Annotated in this window: 21 protein-coding genes and 1 pseudogene; 11 read left to right on the top strand and 11 right to left on the bottom strand. The window is 69.2% G+C overall.

Annotated features, from left to right (window positions below; all coding sequences use genetic code 11):
- Positions 1-197: 197 nt before the first annotated feature.
- The 3 genes from AB4Y80_RS15955 to AB4Y80_RS15945 form a co-directional block, all read right to left on the bottom strand.
- Entirely contained in the window at positions 198-1,100 is a 903-nt protein-coding gene (locus tag AB4Y80_RS15955) for a DNA-methyltransferase (protein ID WP_442215325.1), read from the bottom strand.
- A gap of 5 nt (positions 1,101-1,105) precedes the next feature.
- Positions 1,106-2,695, bottom strand: a complete 1,590-nt coding sequence (locus AB4Y80_RS15950) for a DEAD/DEAH box helicase (protein WP_442215326.1) — start codon at positions 2,693-2,695, stop codon at positions 1,106-1,108.
- 353 nt (positions 2,696-3,048) lie between these two features.
- Positions 3,049-4,518 (bottom strand): RNB domain-containing ribonuclease, encoded by a 1,470-nt coding sequence (locus AB4Y80_RS15945; RefSeq protein ID WP_442215324.1) that lies wholly within the window; start codon positions 4,516-4,518, stop codon positions 3,049-3,051.
- Between the two features lie 67 nt (positions 4,519-4,585).
- Between AB4Y80_RS15945 and AB4Y80_RS15940 the strand changes: the two genes are divergently transcribed.
- Positions 4,586-5,290, top strand: coding sequence for a ferritin-like fold-containing protein (locus AB4Y80_RS15940; protein WP_442215323.1), 705 nt, complete (start codon positions 4,586-4,588; stop codon positions 5,288-5,290).
- 10 nt (positions 5,291-5,300) lie between these two features.
- Here the strand turns inward: AB4Y80_RS15940 and AB4Y80_RS15935 are convergent, their stop codons facing one another.
- Positions 5,301-5,798: an AAA family ATPase gene (locus AB4Y80_RS15935; protein WP_442215322.1), complete on the bottom strand. Its 498-nt coding sequence runs from the start codon at positions 5,796-5,798 to the stop codon at positions 5,301-5,303.
- Between the two features lie 249 nt (positions 5,799-6,047).
- Here AB4Y80_RS15935 and AB4Y80_RS15930 point away from each other — a divergent pair, with 249 nt between their 5' ends.
- On the top strand, positions 6,048-7,130 hold the full coding sequence (locus AB4Y80_RS15930) for an FAD-dependent oxidoreductase (RefSeq protein ID WP_442215321.1): 1,083 nt from the start codon (positions 6,048-6,050) through the stop codon (positions 7,128-7,130).
- A 116-nt stretch (positions 7,131-7,246) separates the two neighbouring features.
- A complete protein-coding gene (locus AB4Y80_RS15925; protein WP_442215320.1) occupies positions 7,247-8,236 on the top strand; it encodes an LLM class flavin-dependent oxidoreductase in 990 nt (329 codons plus the stop codon).
- Between the two features lie 6 nt (positions 8,237-8,242).
- On the opposite strand, the gene AB4Y80_RS15920 is transcribed toward AB4Y80_RS15925, so the two are convergent.
- Positions 8,243-9,700 carry an FUSC family protein gene (locus tag AB4Y80_RS15920; RefSeq protein WP_442215319.1) on the bottom strand — a complete coding sequence of 486 codons (1,458 nt, stop codon included), beginning with the start codon at positions 9,698-9,700 and terminating at the stop codon, positions 8,243-8,245.
- 74 nt (positions 9,701-9,774) lie between these two features.
- Here AB4Y80_RS15920 and AB4Y80_RS15915 point away from each other — a divergent pair, with 74 nt between their 5' ends.
- Positions 9,775-10,278 carry a MarR family winged helix-turn-helix transcriptional regulator gene (locus AB4Y80_RS15915; RefSeq protein WP_442215318.1) on the top strand — a complete coding sequence of 168 codons (504 nt, stop codon included), beginning with the start codon at positions 9,775-9,777 and terminating at the stop codon, positions 10,276-10,278.
- Here the strand turns inward: AB4Y80_RS15915 and AB4Y80_RS15910 are convergent.
- Positions 10,275-11,204, bottom strand: coding sequence for an NAD-dependent epimerase/dehydratase family protein (locus AB4Y80_RS15910; RefSeq protein WP_442215317.1), 930 nt, complete (start codon positions 11,202-11,204; stop codon positions 10,275-10,277). The two genes, AB4Y80_RS15915 and AB4Y80_RS15910, sit on opposite strands and share 4 nt — an antisense overlap.
- A 143-nt stretch (positions 11,205-11,347) precedes the next feature.
- On the opposite strand from AB4Y80_RS15910, the gene AB4Y80_RS15905 reads away from it, so the two are divergent.
- On the top strand, positions 11,348-12,049 hold the full coding sequence (locus tag AB4Y80_RS15905) for a TetR/AcrR family transcriptional regulator (protein ID WP_442215316.1): 702 nt from the start codon (positions 11,348-11,350) through the stop codon (positions 12,047-12,049).
- A 31-nt stretch (positions 12,050-12,080) separates the two neighbouring features.
- Here AB4Y80_RS15905 and thiE read toward each other — a convergent pair whose 3' ends face one another.
- A complete protein-coding gene (thiE, locus tag AB4Y80_RS15900) occupies positions 12,081-12,797 on the bottom strand; it encodes a thiamine phosphate synthase (protein WP_442215315.1) in 717 nt (238 codons plus the stop codon).
- Positions 12,798-12,930: 133 nt separating this feature from the next.
- Here thiE and thiO point away from each other — a divergent pair, with 133 nt between their 5' ends.
- From thiO to AB4Y80_RS15880, 4 genes are all read left to right on the top strand, one after another.
- Complete coding sequence (thiO, locus tag AB4Y80_RS15895; RefSeq protein ID WP_442215314.1) at positions 12,931-14,178, top strand: glycine oxidase ThiO; 1,248 nt, start codon at positions 12,931-12,933, stop codon at positions 14,176-14,178.
- Positions 14,175-14,414 (top strand): sulfur carrier protein ThiS, encoded by a 240-nt coding sequence (gene thiS / locus AB4Y80_RS15890; RefSeq protein ID WP_442215313.1) that lies wholly within the window; start codon positions 14,175-14,177, stop codon positions 14,412-14,414. The genes thiO and thiS overlap by 4 nt, the downstream gene beginning before the upstream one ends.
- A gap of 69 nt (positions 14,415-14,483) precedes the next feature.
- A complete protein-coding gene (locus tag AB4Y80_RS15885; protein WP_442215312.1) occupies positions 14,484-15,287 on the top strand; it encodes a thiazole synthase in 804 nt (267 codons plus the stop codon).
- A gap of 23 nt (positions 15,288-15,310) precedes the next feature.
- Positions 15,311-15,970 (top strand): 4a-hydroxytetrahydrobiopterin dehydratase, encoded by a 660-nt coding sequence (locus AB4Y80_RS15880; RefSeq protein ID WP_442215311.1) that lies wholly within the window; start codon positions 15,311-15,313, stop codon positions 15,968-15,970.
- Here AB4Y80_RS15880 and AB4Y80_RS15875 read toward each other — a convergent pair.
- The 3 genes from AB4Y80_RS15875 to AB4Y80_RS15865 all read right to left on the bottom strand — a co-directional run bounded on the left by AB4Y80_RS15875 (position 15,967) and on the right by AB4Y80_RS15865 (position 17,250).
- Complete coding sequence (locus AB4Y80_RS15875) at positions 15,967-16,272, bottom strand: hypothetical protein (RefSeq protein ID WP_442215310.1); 306 nt, start codon at positions 16,270-16,272, stop codon at positions 15,967-15,969. The two genes, AB4Y80_RS15880 and AB4Y80_RS15875, sit on opposite strands and share 4 nt — an antisense overlap.
- Positions 16,273-16,325: 53 nt before the next feature.
- A complete protein-coding gene (locus tag AB4Y80_RS15870; protein WP_442215309.1) occupies positions 16,326-16,550 on the bottom strand; it encodes a DUF3107 domain-containing protein in 225 nt (74 codons plus the stop codon).
- 61 nt (positions 16,551-16,611) lie between these two features.
- Entirely contained in the window at positions 16,612-17,250 is a 639-nt protein-coding gene (locus AB4Y80_RS15865) for a TetR/AcrR family transcriptional regulator (protein ID WP_442215308.1), read from the bottom strand.
- A gap of 111 nt (positions 17,251-17,361) precedes the next feature.
- Here AB4Y80_RS15865 and moeB point away from each other — a divergent pair, with 111 nt between their 5' ends.
- On the top strand, positions 17,362-18,555 hold the full coding sequence (moeB, locus tag AB4Y80_RS15860) for a molybdopterin-synthase adenylyltransferase MoeB (RefSeq protein WP_442215307.1): 1,194 nt from the start codon (positions 17,362-17,364) through the stop codon (positions 18,553-18,555).
- A gap of 102 nt (positions 18,556-18,657) precedes the next feature.
- Positions 18,658-19,644 (top strand): SDR family NAD(P)-dependent oxidoreductase, encoded by a 987-nt coding sequence (locus AB4Y80_RS15855; RefSeq protein WP_442215306.1) that lies wholly within the window; start codon positions 18,658-18,660, stop codon positions 19,642-19,644.
- Here AB4Y80_RS15855 and AB4Y80_RS15850 read toward each other — a convergent pair.
- Positions 19,583-20,397, bottom strand: a pseudogene (locus AB4Y80_RS15850) (hypothetical protein); the annotation flags it as partial. The gene AB4Y80_RS15855 and the pseudogene AB4Y80_RS15850 sit on opposite strands and share 62 nt — an antisense overlap.

The following is a 20,397-nucleotide window of genomic DNA, read 5'->3' as shown; positions in this document are numbered from 1 at the left end:
GCCGACCACCCCATGAATGGACAGGTCCCGCACAAGGCATCCAAACGGAGCCAGTCAGATGATGAGTCACATTCATAAGATGATACGGCCAGTACCCACTCTGCCAGCTAGTCCCAGACCAGCTACCAATAAGACTCACAGTCAGATGAGCACGGGTTCGACTGATGCGTTAGGTGAGCATGGGCTCGACTAGTGCGTCAGGTGAGCAGGGGCTCGACGGGCTTGGCGGCGGCGGCATGTTCGACCACCGTGGCGACGTGGCCCAGCCGGGCCGTCATGATCTCGATGGCCTGCGGGTTGGCATCAACGCACACGAAGCGGCGCCGCAACTTCGCGGCCACGGCCCCCAGGGTGCCGGAGCCGGCAAAGAAGTCCAGCACCCAGTCGCCTTCGCGGGAGGACGCGGCCACGGCCCGGCGCAGGAGCCCCTCGGGCTTCTGCGTGGGGTAGCCGGTCTTTTCCTTGCCGGTGGGGGAGACGATCGTATGCCACCACACGTCGGTGGGCAGCTTGCCGCGTTCGCGCTTTTCCGGCGTGACCAGCCCCGGGGCCATGTAGGGTTCCCGGTCCACCTCGGCATTGTCGAAATGGTATTTCGCCGGGTTCTTCACGTACACCAGGATGTTGTCGTGCTTGGTGGGCCACCGATTCTTCGCCCGGGCGCCGTAGTCGTACGCCCAGATGATCTCGTTCAGGAAGCAGGAGCGGCCAAAGATCGCATCCAGCATGACTTTCGCGTAGTGAACCTCGCGGTAGTCCAGGTGCAGGTACAGCGTCCCGTCGTCGGCCAACAGCCGCCACGCCTCCACGAGCCGGGGCTCCAGGAATTGCCAGTAGTCGGTGAACGCGTCATCGTAGCTGTGCAGCGTCCCCTTGACCGTGTCATAGCTGCGCCCGGCGAAACCGATGCGGTCGCCCCCGCCGGCCGCGTTGCGCACCATGGTGGTTTGCCGGCGGCTCTGCACCCTGCCCGTGTTAAAGGGCGGGTCCACATAGATCATCGTGAAGGAGCCATCCGGCAGCGTGGGCAGGAACTCGGCATTGTCCGCGTGGACCACCAGGTTTGCCCCGCCGTCCGGCTGCCAGGGGGATGCAGTCATGGGTGCTATTCGCCGGCCGGGGCTTCCGACGTGGCCACGACCTCGCCGTTGCGGCGGCGGGTGCGGTTCCGGCTGCGGCGGGGACGGGCTTCGGCCGGCGCGCCGGCGGTTTCGGCCGCCGCCTCCGGGCCCGTGCCCTCGGCCCGTTCGGGGGAGGTGCGACGCCGGTTGCTGCCGCCCTCGTGCCGCTCACCATGGTGGGCGCCCGAGCGGTTGCCGCCGCGGTTGCCTCCCCGGCCGCCGTCCCGACCGCCGGAACGGGGTGAATTGCGCTTGCCGGTCTCGCCCAGGTCCTCCAGGACCTCGGCGTCGATGCCGGCATGCGTGCGCTTGTTGCGCGGCAGGCGGCCCTTGGTGCCCTCGGGAATGTCGAGTTCCGTGTACAGGTGCGGAGAGGAGGAGTAGGTCTCGACCGGCTCCGGGACGCTCAGGCCCAGGGCCTTGTTGATCAGGCCCCAGCGCGGCATGTCGTCCCAGTCCACGAACGTCACGGCGGTGCCCTTGTGGCCGGCGCGGCCCGTGCGGCCCACCCGGTGCAGGTAGATCTTCTCGTCCTCGACGCACTGGTAGTTGATGACGTGCGTGACGTCGTCCACGTCGATGCCGCGGGCCGCAACGTCCGTGGCGACGAGCACGTCCACCTTGTTGTTGCGGAAGGCGCGCAGGGCCTGTTCGCGGGCGCCCTGGCCCAGGTCGCCGTGAATGGCGGCCGCGGCAAAGCCCCGGTCCACCAGCTCCTCGGCCACCTTGGCGGCCGTGCGCTTGGTCTTGGTGAAGATGATGGTGCGGCCGCGGCCGTGGGCCTGGAGGATGCGGGCGACGACCTCGATCTTGTCCAGGTTGTGGGCGCGGTAGATCAGCTGGCGGATGTCGCGCTTGGTCAATCCCTCGTCGTCCGGGTCCGCCGCGCGGATGTGCGTGGGCTGCGTCATGTAGCGGCGGGCCATGGCCACGACGGGGCCCGGCATGGTGGCGGAGAACAGCAGGGTCTGGCGGACGGCCGGGGTGCCGGCAATCAGCGTCTCCACGTCCGGCAGGAAGCCCAGGTCCAGCATTTCATCGGCCTCATCGAGGACCACGATGCGCACGTTTTTCACGTTCAAGTGGCGCTGCTTGAGCAGGTCGATCAGGCGGCCGGGGGTGCCGACCACCACCTCGACACCCTTTTGCAGGGCGTCGATCTGCGGCTCGTAGGCGCGCCCGCCGTAAATGGTGGTGATACGCACGCCGCGGTGCTTGGAGGCGGTGGTGAGGTCGCCGGCGACCTGGACGGCCAGCTCACGGGTCGGGACGATGACCATGGCCTGGGGCGCGCCGGGCGCATCCAGCAAGTCATAGCCGTCATCCTTGGGGCCCACCACCCGCTGCAGGGCGGGGATCCCGAACCCGAGGGTCTTGCCGGTGCCGGTCTTGGCCTGGCCGATGATGTCGTGCCCGCCCAGTGCGATGGGCAGCGTCATGGCCTGGATGGGGAAGGGGTGGGTGATGCCGGCCTCGTTCAGCGACTTCACGATGTCCGGGTGCACGCCGAAGCTGGCAAATGTTGCCTTCTCTTCCTGGCGCGGCGGCTCGGTGCTGGTGAGGGTGCCGTCAATTTCAACATTCTCGCTGCTGTCTTCAGCCAGCAGGAGGGAATCTGTCTCAATGCTCAAATGCTTACCGTTCAATTCGTCTATACAGGTGCCGGCGCCTAGGCTCAACGCCGGCCCCAAAGCGGGCCAGACGGAACCTGGGGAAACGACACATCCAGGGGAAGCCGATCGCGGGCTAACAAATAACTTGCCCTCTCGCCGCCGGTCAAGTGGATAGGCGGGAAGGAACGTAAAAGACTCGCGTAGGGGCGGGCTTGGTGAACTGCTGAACTAATTACAGTGCTAATTTCAGTGATCAATCAACGACCGGGCATCCATGTCTACCCCCTTAGTCTAGCCGGTCGGGGCGCAAACCCTCAGGAGGCCACGGCGAAGACAACAATCCGCTTGGTCATGTCCGCCGAAACGAGCCGCACCCGCACCACGGATCCGGGCTCAAGGTCTCCCTCGCAATAGCCGGCCACGGCCGGGTCGGTGACCTGGATGAAGCTGCGCGGGTTGGCGGCCGGCTTGTTCCCGTTGCCGTTCTTGCGGGGTCCGGCCAGCACCACGGCGTCGAAGGTCTTGCCCACCTGGTGGCTCAGGAGGGCGGCCTCCACGGTGTCGATCGCGGCCCGATCCACCTTGTTGGCCAGCTGGTTGGAGGCGGACATGATCTCCGGCAGCTGCGCCAGGGCGTCCTTGGCCCAGGCCGGCACCTCCTCCCCGGCGCACAGGGCCGCGCAAATGGCCAAGACAAACCTGTCCACCAGCCGGCGCAGCGGGGCCGTGGCGTGCGCGTACGGGGCGGCGACGGCGGCCTGGGTGATCTCCTCGGGCACGGTCCCGTCAAACGGGGTGTAGCCGGCGCCCCGGAACAGGGCGGCGGCGGCGTGCATCAGCGCCAATTGCTTGGGATCGGCGGTGTCCAGCGTGCGCAGGTAGGCGCCGTAGGCCATGCCCTCCTCCCACGGCTTGCCCAGGGCCACCGTTTGAAGGCGGTACGCGGCCACGGCCTCGGCATCGGGGGCCGGCATGGTGCGCAGGATCCCGACCTTGCCCCGGATCATCAGCTCGGCTGCCGCCATGCCCGTCAGCAGAGAAATTTGCGCGTTCCAGTCCTCAATCGGCAGGCCGGGGCGGAACTCCAGGACATAGCGGCCGTCAACGAACTCCACCTCCTGCTGGGGGACGTTCAAGCTGGCGCCGCCGCGGTCGCGCTCGAGCGCGATCCGCTTCATTCCAATCTCGCGCAACAGCGCCAAGGTGCCGGCAAAAGCGGCCGGCGCGGTCCCGGCGTCGAGCATTTCCTGTGACTGCTCATAGCCAAGCTTGGCGACGCTGCGCACCGTGGCGCGGCGCACCGAGGCGGTGGACTGGGACGCGTCCGCGGCCAGGTGGATCTCCCAGACAAACGCGGCCCGGGGGTCGTTGGCAAACAGGCTGGCGGCGCCCTCGCTCAGCGGGGCGGGGTGCAGCGGGACGCGGTTGCCGGGGGTGTAGATGGTCTGGCCGCGGCGGCGCGTTTCCTCATCCAGGGCCCCGCCGGCGGGAACAAACGACGGCACGTCGGCGATGGCGTAGTGGACCGTGTAGCCCTCGCCGTCGCGCTCCAAATACATCGCCTGGTCCAGGTCCTGCGAGCCGGGCGGGTCGATGGTGATGAACGGCAGCGCGGTCAGGTCCAGCTCGGGGAGCCGGTGCCCGGCGATGACCGCATCGACTTCGGCCAGCACGGGCGCGGGAAATCCGCCGGGGAGCTTGAACTCAACGGCGAGGGCCTCCAGGGCCAGGGCGAGTTGCTGCTGGGCGGCGCTGCTGCTGACGCCAATGTATGAATATGGCACAGCATTAGCGTAAACGATCCGCCCGCGCGGGCAAGGGCCCCGGCCCCTACGGACTACCCTAGAGCTTATGAGTACCCCGCCTTCCGACGCCGACGAACCAATCCCCGCCGGTGAGTTCACTGCCCGATACGACAAGTTTGTGGTGGATCTGCTGGGCGCGATCGCGTATGGGGAACTGTCGGCGTTTGAGCGGCTCTCCTCCGACGCCCGCTATTCGCCCACCCTGCACGACCGGGCCGTGCTGGGGAAGATGGCCGTGGCGGAGTTTGGCCATTACGAGGTGGCATGCGCCCGCCTGGACGCCATGGGCATGGATGTGGAGCTGGCCATGCTGCCGTTCCAGCGCATGGTGGATTCCTTTCACGACAGGACGCGGCCGGCCGACTGGCATGAATCCTTGATGAAGGCCTACGTGGTGGACGCCATCACCGAGGACTTTTACCGGGCCATCGGTGAATTCCTGGACCCGCAGACGCAGGCGGTGATTGCCCGGGTGCGCACCAGCGAGGAGCAGTCGGCGCTGCTGGCGGCCCGGCTGCAGCGCATGCTGGCCCAGGATCCGCGGCTGTCATCCCGCTTGGCGTTGTGGGGCCGCCGGCTGGTGGGGGAGGCGCTGACGCAGGCGCAGCGCGTCGGCCGCCAGCACAGTTTCCTGGTCGGGCTCAGCCCGGAGGGAACCCAGCAGGAGGCGGCCGGGGAGGTGGCCCGGATCCTGGCGCAGCTGACCCGCAACCATTCCAAGCGCATGAGCAAACTCGGACTGACGGCCTAGTCTCTGCCCTTTACGGGGCGGTCCGGACGTCGCCCTGGATGCGGCGCAGCGTTTCCTCCAGCGATTCTTCGGCCGTGATGCGGTGTTCTTCGATCCCGTCCAGCGGATTCCAGCCGTGGTACCAGCCGCGCATTTGCTTCTCGCCAAAGTCGCCCCTCTTATGCGCCCGGGTGGCGTGGCGGAGCAGGGTTTCCTCCAACGTGAGGTCGTAGGCGTAAAAGTGGCTGGGTCCGTCATGGCCGTCGCGCAGTCGCTTGAGCGGCTCACTGTATTTGGCCGCGTTGAAGATGCCGTCCATGATGACGGTGCGCCCGTGGCTGAGGGCGAGCGCCGCCGCGAGCTCAATCAGCTCCACGGTCAGTGGCGTGTAGTTGCCCGTTTCACCCAGCACCGTGCGCCGGAAATAGTCCTGCTCAATCCACACCCCGCCCAGTTCACGCTGCAACGCCCGGGCCGCCGTGCTCTTGCCGGAACCCGAATTGCCGCGCAGGACAATGAGGAGTGCCATGCCTCCATCCAATCACAGGGGATGCCCGCCCGGGCGACGGGCCATTCGGCAGCCGCCGCGCCCATCCGGTTCACGGGTGGTTGGCTCGCCATCGTCTGGCTTGTGATGATCCCGCTTGCGCTGTGGATGGGCTGGCTCAACCCGGTCGGTCACGTCTCCGCGCGGAGGTCCGCACGTGTGATGCCTCACGACCGGAATAGCGGCTTGGCCCGGGCCGCTTCATACGGCATGGAAAACGGAGGGCTTGGGATGGACGTGGTGATCATCGGCGCCGGGCAGGCGGGGCTGTCGGCCGCGTACTACCTGGCGCGGCACGGGCTGGAACCGGGGCGTGACTTCGTGGTCCTGGATGCCAATCCGGGGCCCGGCGGGGCGTGGCGCCACCGCTGGCCCTCGCTGACCCTGGGCTCGGCACATGCCATCCACGACCTCCCCGGGATGAAACTCGGCCCGGCCGATCCCGGCGAGCCGGCCTCCGCCGTCGTCGAGCGCTACTACGGAACATACGAGAAGACCTTTGACCTGCCCGTGCACCGGCCGGTGAAGGTGCTGGCGGTCCGGTCCCGGGACGACGGCGGCCTCCCGGCGGACACGCCCGCGGCGCCCCTGCTGGTGGAGACGGACCGGGGGGTGTACGAGGCCCGGCTGGTCATCAACGCCACGGGCACGTGGGACAAGCCGCACTGGGCGCACTACCCGGGCGTGGAAGCGTTCCGCGGCAGGCAGCTGCACACCCACGATTTCATGTCCGTTGCCGAGTTCGCGGGCCAACGCGTGCTGGTGGTGGGCGGGGGCACCTCCGCGGTGCAGTTCCTGCTGCAACTGGCCGACGCCGGGGTGGAAACGGCCTGGTCCACCCGCCGCCCGCCGGAGTTCACCAGCCGCGAATTCGACGCCGACTGGGGTCGGGACGTGGAGCGCCGCGTCAACGAGGGCACCGCAGCCGGGCTGCCGCCGCTCAGTGTGGTGGGCGTGACCGGACTGCCGTTAACACGGCAGTACCAAAACGGAATCGCCGCCGGAACCCTGGTCTCGCGCGGCCCGCTGCGCCGGCTCACCGAGCGCGGAGCGGTTTTTGCCGACGGCACGGAGTTTGCCGCAGACGCCGTCCTGTGGGCCACCGGATTCCGCGCCGCCTTGGACCACCTGGCCCCGCTGAAGCTGCGCGAACCCGGCGGCGGGATAGTGATGGACGGCGTGGTGGTCGCCCGGGAGCCGCGGCTGCTCCTGGTTGGCTATGGCGCCTCCGCCTCGACCCTCGGCGCCAGCCGGGCCGGGCGGGCCGCGGCGCTCGCGGCCATCGAGCGGCTCAGCGTGCCCGCCGTAGCCTGACCCCTTCAATGATCAGCAGCGTCCACGGCCAGTCCATGGATCCAGCGTGAGGCGGCGGAAATATACGGGGCCGCTTGCGGGTTGGCGCTAGGGAGACCATCTGAAAGGCATTACCCATGACGCTCCCCCTCTCGATCCTCGACCTGGCCCACATTGGCGAGGACGGGATTGCCGCCAGTTTCCGGGCCTCCGTCGACCTGGCGCAGCATGCGCAGGAATGGGGATACCGGCGGATCTGGTTTGCCGAGCACCACAACATGCCCTCGATCGCCTCCTCGGCCACGAGTGTGCTCATCGCCCATGTGGCCGCGCATACGACGACCATCCGGCTCGGCGCCGGCGGCATCATGCTGCCCAACCACTCGCCGCTGCAGATCGCCGAGCAGTTCGGCACGCTGGAGACCCTGCATCCCGGGCGCATCGACCTGGGCCTGGGACGGGCGCCCGGCAGCGACCAAAACACCCTGCGGGCGCTGCGCCGGGACCCGATGTCCGCGGACTCGTTCCCGCAGGATGTACAGGAACTGCAGGCCTACTTTGACGGGCAGAGCCGGATTCCCGGCGTGAACGCCTACCCGGGCAAGGACACGCACGTGCCGCTGTACATCCTGGGATCGTCCCTGTTTGGGGCGCGGCTGGCCGCGGCGCTGGGCCTGCCGTATTCGTTTGCCTCGCACTTTGCCCCGCAGGCCCTGGAGGACGCGGTGCGGATTTACCGCCGCGACTTCCAGCCCTCCGCGGCCTTGGCGGCGCCCTATGTCATTGCCGGCGTCAACGCGATCGTGGCGGACACCCAGGCGGACGCCGATGCCTTGTTCCTGACGGCCAAGCGCCGCCGCGTGGCGTCCATGGTGGGCCGCGGCCAAACATTCACCGACGCCGAACTGGATTTGCTGCTGGAGTCCCCGGCCGGCCAGCAGGTGCTGAACATGATGCGGTATGCCGCCATTGGCACCCCCGCCGTGGCCCGCGAGTACCTGGACCACTTCGCCAAGCTGGCCGACGCCGACGAGCTGATCGTCGCCACCCAGATCACCGAGAGCACTGCGCGGCTGCGCAGCTTTGAGCTGCTGGCACAGGCCATGGACCTTGCGGCCGCCGCCTAGTTTGTATTAGTCACGCGCGCCGTCAGGGTGCGGCGGCAGGTGGTGGCGGTCGCTGTAGGAGATGGTGACGGCCGCCACCACCACGCCAAGCACCACACCCACGAGCGTGTCGGCCACGCGGCTCAACGCGGCGTCGGGGCCCAGCTGCGTGCCCAGTCCGGTCATGATCAGCGCCACGGGCGTCACGGCGAAGGCGGTGAGCGTATAGTTCTTCAGCACCAGCAGCTCCGCCAGCATCTGAAACACGATCACCAGCGCCGCCGAGACCCAAAAACCCAGCGACAGTGACAGCAGTGCCATGGCCACCCCGGCCCCCACCACATTGCCCACCACCCGCTGAATGCCGCGCTGGACCGTGACGCTGTAATTGAGTCCCTGCAGCACCGCCACGGCGCCCATCGACGCCCACAGCGGGTGTTCAAGGCCCAGCGCGACGGCGGCCCCGCCGGACAGCGCCGACCCCGCGGCCATGCGCAGGGCCCGGTGAGCATGGCCGCGCGAGGCCATCCCGGCACGCCCGCCAGCCAGGAATCCCGCCGGTTTGGCGCCCGCGGAGACACCCGCGGCTGCCGGGGCCGCAAGCGGCCGGCGAACCTTGCGCAGGACGGCTTCGTGCCGGGCCAGGCGGGACATGGCCGCGGCGCTGCGATCCGTGCCGACCAACGCAACGGCGGCCTCGGCCTCACCCAGCAACCGAGCCACCCCCTCCGCGTGCCGCCGAATCCCGGCCGCACGCCGGAGCCCGCGACGGCGCTCCCGAGCCGGGAACGGCGGCGAACTCAACGCCACGATTTCCCGGGCAGTGCGCAGGGCAAGCATGGCGGCTGCCCGACGATCCCGGTCATTATCCTCTTCCAGGCGCAGGACCGCGGCAATGGCGCGAGCGGCCGCCAACCGGGCCGGACCCAGCGGCAGCACCAGGGCTGGAGCCATCGCCACCACCCACCCCACCGCGCCCCCGAGGGCGCTGGCGAGCAGGACCGGCGGGACGGCGTCGACCGTGTGGGCGAATCCGGAACCGGCGGAGGCCGCGAAGACCAGGATGACCGGGCCGGGACCGGTGATTTTCCAGGCGGAGAACAAGTGTGAGGCAAGGCCTGCCATCAGCGACAACACGACGATCTGCAGCCAAAAGGGGGTGCCCGTAGCGCCGAGAATCGCCCCCAGCCCGGTGGCGCYCAGGATCGAGGCGGCCACCACGGCCAGATGCTGGGCGAGCCGGCGGTACGGCTCGTAGCGGCTGAAGGCGGACGTCAGCGCCCCCAGGGCGGCGATGCCGGCCAACTGCTCATGGCCCAACAGGCCGCCGGCCACCAGCACCAGGGCGGCCGCCACGCCGACTTTGAGGGCCGGAACAATGATCGCGTCGACCGGTCGCAACGCAAAGGAATTGCGCCAGGCGGTGGGCGAGACGGAGTGGGCCAGGGCGGTGCCGGCATGGTGGAGGCGGGTCAGCGCGATCATCCCTCCACCCTACTGGATAGTTTACTAGTAAAATAGATGTGAATTATGTGAGAACTGTCTCTAGGATGGGGAGCATGAACACGGAACCTGCCGGTGACTTTGTGGACCGGGCGCGCCAGGGGTGGGAGAAGTCCCGCCCCGGCCTGGATGTCTCCAGCATCGAGGTCATGGGGCGGATCACCCGGATCGGCGCCCTGGCATCACAGCGGGTGGAACATGACTTGGCGCCGGTGGCGGTGACCCGCGCGGAATTCGACGTGTTGTGCACCCTGGCCCGCAGCGAGCGGCCGTTGCGCGCCAGCGAGGTCACGGCGGCCACGATGCTCAGCGGCGCGTCCACCACGAAGAACGCGGACCGGCTGGCCAAGCGCGGACTCATTGAGAGGCTGCCGTGGGAGCGTGACGGCCGCGTGGTGCTCCTGCACCTGACCCCGCTCGGCGACGAGCTGGTCAACCGGGAATTTCCGCGCTTCCTGGACCGCGACCGCGAGCTGCTCACCGGATTGAGCGCCGAGGAGCGGGTGCAGCTGGCCGGTCTCCTGCGCAAGGTGGCGGGGAAGATCGAGGCGGTGAACTAGGCGTTCGCGCGCCACCATTCCACGGTTTCGCCCGCGGCAATTCGCAGCGGGGTAGGGGTGAGCCCCAGCCGCTTCTCGCTGGCCGTGGAGTCCATGACAAACGGCCGCTGAAATTGGTACAGCGTCTCGGTCAGCTCCCGCAGCTCGGCCGAGAACAGCCCGGCCGCCCGCACCACCCACCCCGGAACCGCGCTCACCCTCGGAGCCGGCAGCCCGGCCGCCGCCGCGAAGGCCGCCGCCAGCTCCCGCTGGGTCAGCGCCGGATTCGTCGGGGCGTGCAGCACCGAATTCCACACCTCGGCCGTGGCGGCGGCCTTGATCATGGCGGCCGCCAAATCGGGCACGTACGTGAAGGAGTGGGCGACGTCCGTGCGCCCCACGACCGAGACGCGCTTGCCGGCCAGGACCCGCGGCACGATGCGCTCGCCGGCGTGCGAGAATTTCACCCGCGGTCCGAAAAAGTCGGAGGCAACCACGCTGACGGTCGGTGTCGCCGAGGCCGACCGGGCCGCCAGCAGCTCGGTGCGCACGCCGCGTTTTCCGTTGCTCGCCTGGCGCGGACCCGCCTCGGTCATGACGGCGCCGGGAGCGCTGTAGGAGTACAGGCTCTCGGGGAAGACCGCGACGGCGCCCACCCGGCCGGCGGCCTCGAGCACCGTTCGCTCGGCGGCGGGAAGTTCGCGGCGCCACACCGCGGCGTCGTACGTTGAGCCGTGAATGCAATGAAAGAGCGCATCGGCATCCGTCATGGCCGCCGGGAGCGTCCCGGGATCGCTCACATCCACGCGCCGCCGTTCGATGAGCTCGTGGTCCGGGCCCGAACCCGAGCGGGTGAGGATTCGGACCCGGTGCCCGGCCTCCGCGAGTTGGCTGGCGACGGTCCACCCGACGGGACCGGCGCCGGTGACGACTTTGACGGTGTTCATGCTGGGCTCGATTCTGCGACGTGTCAACGGATTTCGTTTGAGAGCACTGCTCTCGCTATTAATTGTGGTGCCCCGGCCGGGCAAAGTCAAGAGCGGTGCTCCCAAAAGTTGACGCCGCTCTCGAAATGTTCGACACTCGTGCCATGAGCCAATCACCGCGGGCCCGGGCCCGGCTGCAAACCCTGGATGAGATCCTGCGCATCGGACGCGCCCAGCTGGCGGTCCACGGCGCGGCGGGGCTATCCCTGCGGGCGGTGGCGCGCGACCTCGGCGTGGTCTCCTCCGCCGTCTACCGGTACGTGAAAAGCCGGGATGAGCTGCTGACGCTGCTGGTGGTTGACGGTTACGATGCCCTGGGCGACGCCGTGGACGCGGCCGTCGGGGCGGCTCCACAGGACGATTTCCGCGAGCAGTTCCGGGCGCTGGCCCGCGCGGTGCGGACGTGGGCGGTGGCCGAGCCCGCCCGCTACGGCCTGCTATTTGGCTCCCCCGTGCCGGGCTACGAGGCCCCGGCCGAACGTACGACGGGCCCCGGCACGCGCGTCGTTGGCCAGCTGGTGCGGATAGTCGAGGGTGCCCATCGTGCGGGAATGGTGATAGCCGAGGGGCCCGGTGCCCCGCCCGAAGACTCGGTGTTGTCGGGGGACCTCGCGGCGATCCGGGCCGAATGGGGACTGAGTATGCCCGAGGACGTCCTGGCCCGCGGCGTCCTGGTGTGGGCCGCCCTGTTTGGCGCCGTCAACTTTGAGGTTTTTGGCCAGTACGGCCCGTCAACCTTCAGCGACCCTGCCGCCCTCTTTGACGTTCACCTGGCGGCGCTGGAACGGATGGCGGGGCTGCGCTAGGGGACCCTGCCGGCCCCGGCGGCCCCGCACATCACCCCAGGCCAGGCAGGCGCGAGAGCAAGTCTTGGGCGGCCGCCGTCGGATCGTGCGCCTCGGTTACGGCCCGGACCACCACAATGCGGGACGCGCCGGCGGCCACCACCGCGTCAACGTTGGAGCGGTCCACGCCGCCGATGGCAAACCACGGCTTGGCCGTCCCCAGGGATGCGGCGTGCTCCACCAATTCCAGGCCGACGGCGGCGCGGCCCGGCTTGGTCGGCGTGGCCCACAGCGGGCCCACGCAAAAATAGTCGGCGTTGGGATCGGCGGCCGCGGCGGATGCCTGGGCGGGATCGTGGCTGGAGAGTCCCACGGCCACGGGGGCGCCGACCAGGGACCGTGCGGCCGGCAGCGGCAGGTCCTTTTGCCCCACGTGGAACACCGGCGCCCCGGAGAGCAGGGCGATGTCCGCGCGGTCGTTCACGGCCCACAGCTTGCCGTATTCGGCCGCCACGGACCGCAGGACGGCCAGCAGTTCCAGTTCCTCGGCGGCCTCCAGCGACTTGTCGCGCAGCTGGATGATGTCCACGCCGCCGGCGTATGCGGCGCGCAGGAAATCGGCAAAGTCGCCCCGGCCCCGGCGGGCGTCGGTGCACACGTACAGCCGGGCGTCGGCCACGCTGGGGGCGGTGCGCCCCGCGGCGGGGGCGGGGGCCGGGACGGGGGCGGAGGCGGGCGTGGCGACACGCGTGACGGAGGGGAAGCTCATATCTCATAGACTAGTTCAGTACCGCGGGAGCCAGGCAAGCTGGCTGAGAGGGCGCCCCATGCGCCGACCGACAGGCGCCCAGGACGGGCGCGGAACCTGATCCGGCCCATACCGGCGTAGGGAAGGAGACCAAATGGCGCGCACCGTGCCGGAAATCATCAGCACCGACGTGGCCGTCATTGGCGGGGGCATCGTGGGCCTGGGCATCGCGTGGGAAGCCCAGTGCGCCGGCCACGCCGTCACCGTCATCGACCCCGCCCCGGCCTCCGGCGCCACGTTTGCCGCCGCCGGCATGCTGGCCCCCGTCAGCGAACTCCACTACCAGGAGGAGGACCTCCTGGAGCTCACCTTGGCCTCCGCCGCCCGCTGGCCGGAGTTCGTGGCGCCGCTGATGGCCGCCGGCCATGCGGACACCGGATTCTTGACGACGCCGACCCTCGTCCTGGGCGCCGACGCCGCGGATCGCACGGCGCTGGCAAACCTGCGCGATGTCCAGCTGCGGCACGGGCTGGACGTGGCGCAGCTGACCATCCGGGAGGCCCGCGCCCAGGAACCGCTGGTCGGCCCGCACATTTGTGCCGCCTACCGGGTAGCGGCGGACCACCAGGTGGACCCGCGCGGGGTCGCCACGGCCATCCGCGTCCAGCTCAACGTGGTGGCCGCCGAACGGGGTCGGCTGCGGGAGGAGCAGACCTCCATCCGGCGCAACGCCGTCGGGCTGGTGCACCAGGATCCGGCCGACACCCACTCGGCCGTCACCGGGGTGCTGCTCGAGGACGGCCGGGAGGTTCATGCCCGCGAGGTGGTGGTCGCCAACGGCCTGGGCTCCCCGCGCCTGGCCGGGCTGCCGGACGGGCTCATCCTGCCGGTGCGTCCCGTGTACGGGGACATCCTGCGCCTGCGCGTGCCCGAGCACCTGCGCCCGCTGACCACGGCCACCATCCGCGGGCTGGTCCGCGGCCTGCCGGTCTACCTCGTCCCGCGCAACGACAACACCGTGGTCATCGGGGCCACCATGCGCGAGGACGGCGCCGCCGGCGTCAGCGCCGGGGGAGTGCACCAGCTGCTGCGCGACGCCCAGGTGCTGCTGCCGGCCGTCGCCGAGCTGGAACTGTTGGAAACCACGGCCCGCGCCCGGCCCGGAACGCCGGACAATGCGCCGCTGCTGGGCCGGGTGGCGGATCGCGGCGGCCGCGACATCCCGGGCCTGGTCATTGCCACGGGCTTCTTCCGCCACGGCGTGCTGCTCACCCCGATCGCCGCCCACATCACCCGCCAGCTGCTTGGCAACATCACCGACCTCGCCTGGGAGCGCTTCCGCCCCGACCGTTTTTCACCCGCCATCCACCGCTTCGGCCGAACACCCCAGGAGACACCATGAGCACCATCCAACTCAACGGCGCCGCCCATCCGCTGGCCGCCGAGACCACCGTTGCCGACCTTGTCGCCGCCGTCACGGGCCGCACGTTGCTGCCCACGGGACAGCCCGCCGACGGCGGCCGGCTCGGCGTGGCCGTGGCCCGCAATGCCGGGGTTGTGCCGCGCAGCCGGTGGTCGGCAACCGCGCTGGAAAGCGGTGACGACGTCGAGATCGTCACCGCCGTCCAGGGCGGCTGACGCCCCGGCTGCCGCCCGGCCCGGCAAGACACACTGTGCAACGAACGCAACTTGTGAAAGTGAACCATCATGACTGAAGTATTGACCGACACCGATCCCTTCATCGTCGACGGCGTGGCGCTGGGCTCCCGGCTGATCATGGGCACCGGCGGGGCGCCAAGCCTGGAGGGGCTCGGTGCCGCCCTGCTGGCCTCGGGAACCGCGCTGACCACCGTGGCCATGCGGCGCTACAGCGCCCCGGGCACCGGAACAGCCGGCGGCAGCAACCTCTTTGACCTGCTGGTGGAGAACAACATCCGCGTGCTGCCCAACACGGCCGGCTGCTTTACGGCCCGGGAAGCGGTCATGACCGCCGAGCTCGCCCGCGAGGCGCTGGCAACCAACTGGGTGAAACTGGAGGTCATCGCCGACGAACACACCCTGCTGCCGGACGCCGTCGAACTCGTTGACGCGACCGAACAGCTGGTCAATCGCGGCTTCCAGGTGTTTGCCTACACCAATGACGACCCGGTGCTGGCGCTGCGCCTGGAACAGCTGGGCGCCGCCGCCGTCATGCCGCTGGGCGCCCCGATCGGCACCGGGCTGGGCATCTTGAACCCGCACAACATTGAACTGATCGTGGCCCGGGCCGGTGTGCCCGTGGTGCTCGACGCCGGGATCGGCACCGCTTCCGATGCCGCCCTGGCCATGGAATTGGGCTGCGACGCCGTGCTGCTGGCCAGCGCCGTCACCCGGGCGCAGAACCCCGTCGCGATGGCCGAAGCCTTCAAACACGCCGTGATCGGTGGCAGACTGGCCACACTAGCGGGGCGCATCCCCAAACGCACGCATGCCCTGGCATCGTCGGCCATGGAGGGGCGCCCGGATCTGTAGACCGGCAACCCGAAGGAGCCGTGATGGCTGCCAAAGATGTATTGACGAGGCCGCAAATTGACGCCGAACTGGCGGCCCTGCCGCACTGGCGCCTAGGCCTGGGCGCGCTGCGCACGGCCCTGAAGTGCCCGTCGTCGGCCGCGGCCCTGGAGCTTTTTGCCGGCATCGGGGCGCTGGCCCAGGAGGCCAACCACCATCCCGACGTGGACTGGCGCTACGACACGCTGTTCGTGGCCTTGACCTCGCACGACGCCGGCAGCCGGGTCTCGGCGCGCGACGCCGCCCTGGCGCACAAGATTTCCGCCGCGGCGGAGGCCGCCGGCGCGGTCGCGGCGCCGGAGCTGCTGCGCACCGTGGAGATCGCCATCGACACCGATGACGTCGACGCGATTTCCCAGATCTGGCGGACGGCGCTGGGCTACAAGGCCGACGCGGCCGGAAACCTGACCGACCCGTACGGGCGCGGGCCGGCGCTGTGGTTCCAAAAGACCGCCACGCCCAATGTGAACCGCTTCCACATCGACGTGACGGTCCCGCACAGCGAAAGCGCCGCCACCCTAAACGCCCTGGCCGCGGCCGGCGGATCACTGGACCACGAGCACGCGCCCATGTGGGTGGTGGTCACCGATCGCCAGGCCAACCGGCTGTGCGTGTGTACGGAGGCCGGCCGCGGCGTGGACTAGTGCATGGCCAGGATCTCGTTGGTCCGCGCCACGATGTGCGCGTGCCGGGCCCGGCCCACCAGGCCGGCCGTGGCCCAGGCCGCGGCCCCGCCCACCACCATGGAGAGGATCCACGGGATCCAGGCGGTGGCCGGGCCGGCGTCGAGGCCGAACGCCATGGTGATCATCCACGTGATGAGGGCGGTGACCACGGCGGCCCCGGCCGGCAGGAGCGCGCCAAAGGTTGCGCGGTGCTTGTCCACGCCCCAGGCGATCGCACCAAAGGCGCCGGCGGTGAGCGCGACAATGACCAATGCAACCATGTGATTCCCTCTTCCTGCGTGCTGCCGATTTTCCTGCCGGGGCCTGTGGAAGGCTAGAGCGCGCCGAAACCTACGCTGCGCGCCTTCTCGCCGCCCAATTCAACGTAGCCAAGGACGCCTCCGGGAATGATCACCATGCGGCCCTTCTCGTCCTTGAGGCGCAATTCGGAACCCTTGGCCAGGGCCTCGGAGACCAGCGCGGCCACGTCGTCCCCCGTTTGCTCGGATTCAAGGACAATTTCACGACTAATGTTCTGAATGCCGATCTTGATTTCCACAGATGTCTCCTTGGTGCGAACGTGCGAAATGACAGTACACACCACTCTATGCGGCGCGGTGTCAGGATTCTTTCGGGAACCGGCTGATTCCGCGCCAAGCTAAACGGTACACAAGGTCGCTGGCCACCTCGATGTCCAGGTTCCCGGCGGCCTCCAGCCAGTACCTGGCACTGACCTGGGCCATTCCGGCCAGGGCCCGGCCCAGGAGGGTTGCTTCATGATGGGCCAGCTTGGTGTCCTCGGCAATGACGTGGCCGATGGCGTCGGCGTATTCGGCATTGAATTTTTCCAGCCGGGCGGCAACGTCGGGATCATTCACAAGATCGGATTCAAAGACGAGCCGGTAGGCCTGGTCGTCATTCGCCACAAACTGGAAATACGCTTTCATGGTGGCCTGCACGCGCAGCTTGTTGTCCGTGGTGTCGTTCAGGGCGTTGAGCAGCAGCCCGGTTAGGGCGGCCAGGTGGTTGTCCAGCAGCGCCAGGTACAAGTCCCGCTTGCTGGGAAAGTGCTGGTAGAGGACCGGCTTGCTGACCTTGGCGGTCTCGGCAATCTCATCCATGGCGGCCCCGTGGTAGCCGTTGTTCACGAATACCTCCAGCGCCGATGCCAGCAGCTGGGCGCGCCGTTCATCACGCGGCAGTCGGGCCAACGGCGTGCGGCGGGAGGGCTGTTCTCCGGGTGGTGCGTCCAGGGTCATGACGGTCTGCCTTTCACTTATTCCTCCCATCATGACTTCATGGGTCGGATACCCGCCATTCTACTTGCCGGTAACCTGTCATTGTTTCCAATGCGGACTAGATTTGTAACCATGGTTTCCCTGATCCAGTCCACCGCGCCGACCGCCGCCCGAACGTTGCCGCCCCTGGTGGAGCCGGGGCCGCCGCTGCCGGCCGAGGACCTGGAGCGCTACTCCCGCCACGCCCTGATTCCGGAGATCGGCCTGACGGGCCAGCGCCGGCTGCGCAACGCGCGCGTGCTGGTCATCGGTGCCGGCGGGCTGGGCTCCCCGGCCCTGCTGTACCTGGCCGCGGCCGGGGTGGGCACGCTGGGCATCATTGACGACGACACCGTGGAGCTGAGCAATCTCCAGCGCCAGGTCATCCACGGCGTGGCGGACATCGGCCGGACCAAGCTGGAGTCGGCCCGGGACTCGATCACCGCCATCAACCCGGGCGTGGACGTGGTGCTGCACCCGGTCCGGCTGGATTCCACCAACGCCTTGGACATCTTCGCCGATTATGACGTCATTCTGGACGGCGCCGACAACTTCGCCACCCGCTACCTGGTCAACGACGCCGCGGCGCTGCTGGGCAAGCCGTACGTGTGGGGTTCCATCCTGCGCTTTGACGGGCAGGTCAGCGTGTTTTGGGACAAATTCGGCCCCAACTACCGGGACCTGTACCCGGAACCGCCCGCCCCCGGCACCGTGCCCTCCTGCGCCGAGGGCGGCGTGTTCGGCATGTTGTGCGCCTCGATCGGCGCCATGATGGTCACCGAGGCCGTCAAGCTGATCACCGGGATCGGCCAGACCCTGCTGGGCCGGCTGCTGATCTTCGACGCGTTGACGTCGCGTTGGCGCGAGATCCGCATCGCCAAGGACCCCGCCGCGGCGCCCATCACCGAGTTGATCGACTACGAGTACTTTTGCGGCCTGTCGGCTCCCGCAGAGGGCGCGGACGACGGCGCCCTCATCACCGCGTCCCAGCTCGCCTCGCGCCTGGCGAACCGCGAACGAGGGGAGGAGAACTTCGTGTTGATCGACGTGCGGGAACCGGTGGAGTTTGAGATCTCCCGGATTCCCGGCTCCGTGCTCATTCCCCTCGCCGGCATCCGCGACGGCTCCGCCCTGGGCCAGGTGCCGCACGGCGTCCCCCTGATCCTGCACTGCAAGGCCGGCGCCCGCTCGGCCCAGGCGCTGGCGAGCCTGGGCGCGGCAGGCTATGACGACGTCGTGCATCTTGACGGCGGGATCGACGCCTGGCATCGGCGCGACGGGCAGTAGCGGCCACCGGCAATCCCGTCCCCGGATTCGCAGGACATTTCGGGTCGGCGGGTGTAAATTTCGCACGACAAGCATTAATCGCTCGAGGTTGAGGGACGCATCATGGCTCGTCAGGCGCAGCAGCACACACCGCAGCAACCGATTCGATCGGGTTTTGGGCACGACACCACGGCCTCGCAGATCCTTGACCGGGTGGACCTGTCCGGCTGCACGGCCATCGTAACCGGCGGCTATTCCGGGCTGGGCCTGGAGACGGTGAAGGCGCTGGCGGGAGCCGGGGTGCGGATCACCGTGCCGGCGCGCCGGCCCGAGCATGCCCGCGAGATCCTGGGCCACGCCGGGCTGGGCGCGGTGGAGGTGCACGCCATGGACCTGGGCGAGCTGGCCAGCGTGCGGGAGTTTGCCCGGGCCTACCTGGAATCGGGACTGGGGCTGGACATCCTCATCAACAACGCGGCCATCATGGCCTGCCCGGAGACACGGGTGGGGCCGGGGTGGGAGGCGCAGTTCGCCACCAACCATCTGGGACATTTCACCCTGGCCAATGAGCTGTGGCCGGTGCTGGCCGACGGCGGCGCGCGCGTCGTGTCGCTCTCATCGACCGGGCACAAACTCTCCGGCATTCGCTTTGACGACCTCCAGTTCAGCACCGGCTACGACAAATGGCAGGCTTACGGCCAGGCCAAGACCGCGAACAGCCTGTTTGCCGTGGAACTGGACAAGCGCGGGCAGGAGCACGGGGTGCGCGCCTTCGCCGTCCATCCGGGCGGGATCATGACGGAACTCCAGCGCCACCTGCCGCGCGAGGAAATGGTGGCCGCCGGGTGGATGGATGAATCAGGCAAGCTGCGCGAAGGATTCAAGACGCCCCAGCAGGGCGCCGCAACGTCCGTCTGGGCGGCCACCTCGCCGCGCTTGGACGGCTTGGGCGGGGTGTACTGCGAAGACTGCGACATCGCCCGGCCCACGGAGGTCGGTTCGCCGCTAGCCCGCTACGTGGGGGTTGACGCCCATGCCGTTGACCCGGTCACCGCCGCGCGGCTGTGGGACGTCTCCGCGGAGCTGACCGGGGCCAACGCGTTCGGCTAGGACTTGCGCTGTGCCGCCGAGCTTCCGGGCCGCCGGGCCGCTGCGCCGCCTGGCTTCCGGGCCGCCGGGGGGAGGGGTGAGGCGCCCTGTGGGTCAGGCTGTGTGGGGTGGCTGGTATTCGATGAGGAGTTCTTCGAGGTAGCTTGGCGGGGTGGTTAGTGCCGGTGGTTTGGTTGGCGGGGTGGCGGCCCGTTGGTGGTTGAGGGCGTGGGTGAGGTATTTTTTGACCGGTTTGGGGTAGGCCGGTGGCGGGGTGTCCCGGGGCGTGGGGGGGGTGGTAGCGGCCGGAGGGGGCTTTCCAGCCGACGCGTCCGTCGGGGGTGAGGCGGGGTGTCCAGCCGCGGAGCTTGATGCCGGTCCGGGCCGGGTCCTGCTGGCGGCGGGGGCGGCCGTGGCGGTCCTTGTCGTCCTTGAAGTGGCGCAGGGCGTGGTGGAGGGTGCAGGCGGGGCGTTGGTTGGCGGGGGTGGATCGACCGCCGTGTTCCCAGGCGGTGAGGTGGTCGTTTTCGGTGTCCAGGACGGGGTTGGTGCAGTTGGGCCAGTAGCAGCTGCCGGCCATTGCCCGCAGCAGGGCCCGCTCCGCTGCCCGGAGCCGGTAGCGGGTGGGGGCCAGGTTCAGGGGTTCGTCGGTGAGGGGGTCGGTGGCCACGCGCAGGAAGGTTGCGGCGTTGGCCAGGAGCGTGCGGGCGAGGGTTTCCGGGATGGGCCCGTAGCCGGCCAGTTCGGCGGGCTGGTTCGTGGCCCCGACCAGGC

The organism is Specibacter sp. RAF43 (assembly GCF_052114065.1).
In the GTDB taxonomy this organism is placed as follows: Bacteria; Actinomycetota; Actinomycetes; order Actinomycetales; family Micrococcaceae; genus Specibacter.
The sequence above is the reverse complement of the archived record's forward strand: the minus strand, read 5'-3'. Positions and strand labels throughout refer to the sequence as shown.

Coding starts and splice junctions, on each gene's coding strand:
- AB4Y80_RS15955 (WP_442215325.1), bottom strand. CDS start 1,100: ATGACTGCATCCCCCTGGCAGCCGGACGGCGGGGCAAACCTGGTGGTC.
- AB4Y80_RS15940 (WP_442215323.1), top strand. CDS start 4,586: ATGAGTACCCCGCCTTCCGACGCCGACGAACCAATCCCCGCCGGTGAG.
- AB4Y80_RS15935 (WP_442215322.1), bottom strand. CDS start 5,798: ATGGCACTCCTCATTGTCCTGCGCGGCAATTCGGGTTCCGGCAAGAGC.
- AB4Y80_RS15930 (WP_442215321.1), top strand. CDS start 6,048: ATGGACGTGGTGATCATCGGCGCCGGGCAGGCGGGGCTGTCGGCCGCG.
- AB4Y80_RS15925 (WP_442215320.1), top strand. CDS start 7,247: ATGACGCTCCCCCTCTCGATCCTCGACCTGGCCCACATTGGCGAGGAC.
- AB4Y80_RS15915 (WP_442215318.1), top strand. CDS start 9,775: ATGAACACGGAACCTGCCGGTGACTTTGTGGACCGGGCGCGCCAGGGG.
- AB4Y80_RS15910 (WP_442215317.1), bottom strand. CDS start 11,204: ATGAACACCGTCAAAGTCGTCACCGGCGCCGGTCCCGTCGGGTGGACC.
- AB4Y80_RS15905 (WP_442215316.1), top strand. CDS start 11,348: ATGAGCCAATCACCGCGGGCCCGGGCCCGGCTGCAAACCCTGGATGAG.
- thiE (WP_442215315.1), bottom strand. CDS start 12,797: ATGAGCTTCCCCTCCGTCACGCGTGTCGCCACGCCCGCCTCCGCCCCC.
- thiO (WP_442215314.1), top strand. CDS start 12,931: ATGGCGCGCACCGTGCCGGAAATCATCAGCACCGACGTGGCCGTCATT.
- thiS (WP_442215313.1), top strand. CDS start 14,175: ATGAGCACCATCCAACTCAACGGCGCCGCCCATCCGCTGGCCGCCGAG.
- AB4Y80_RS15885 (WP_442215312.1), top strand. CDS start 14,484: ATGACTGAAGTATTGACCGACACCGATCCCTTCATCGTCGACGGCGTG.
- AB4Y80_RS15880 (WP_442215311.1), top strand. CDS start 15,311: ATGGCTGCCAAAGATGTATTGACGAGGCCGCAAATTGACGCCGAACTG.
- AB4Y80_RS15875 (WP_442215310.1), bottom strand. CDS start 16,272: ATGGTTGCATTGGTCATTGTCGCGCTCACCGCCGGCGCCTTTGGTGCG.
- AB4Y80_RS15865 (WP_442215308.1), bottom strand. CDS start 17,250: ATGACCCTGGACGCACCACCCGGAGAACAGCCCTCCCGCCGCACGCCG.
- moeB (WP_442215307.1), top strand. CDS start 17,362: ATGGTTTCCCTGATCCAGTCCACCGCGCCGACCGCCGCCCGAACGTTG.
- AB4Y80_RS15855 (WP_442215306.1), top strand. CDS start 18,658: ATGGCTCGTCAGGCGCAGCAGCACACACCGCAGCAACCGATTCGATCG.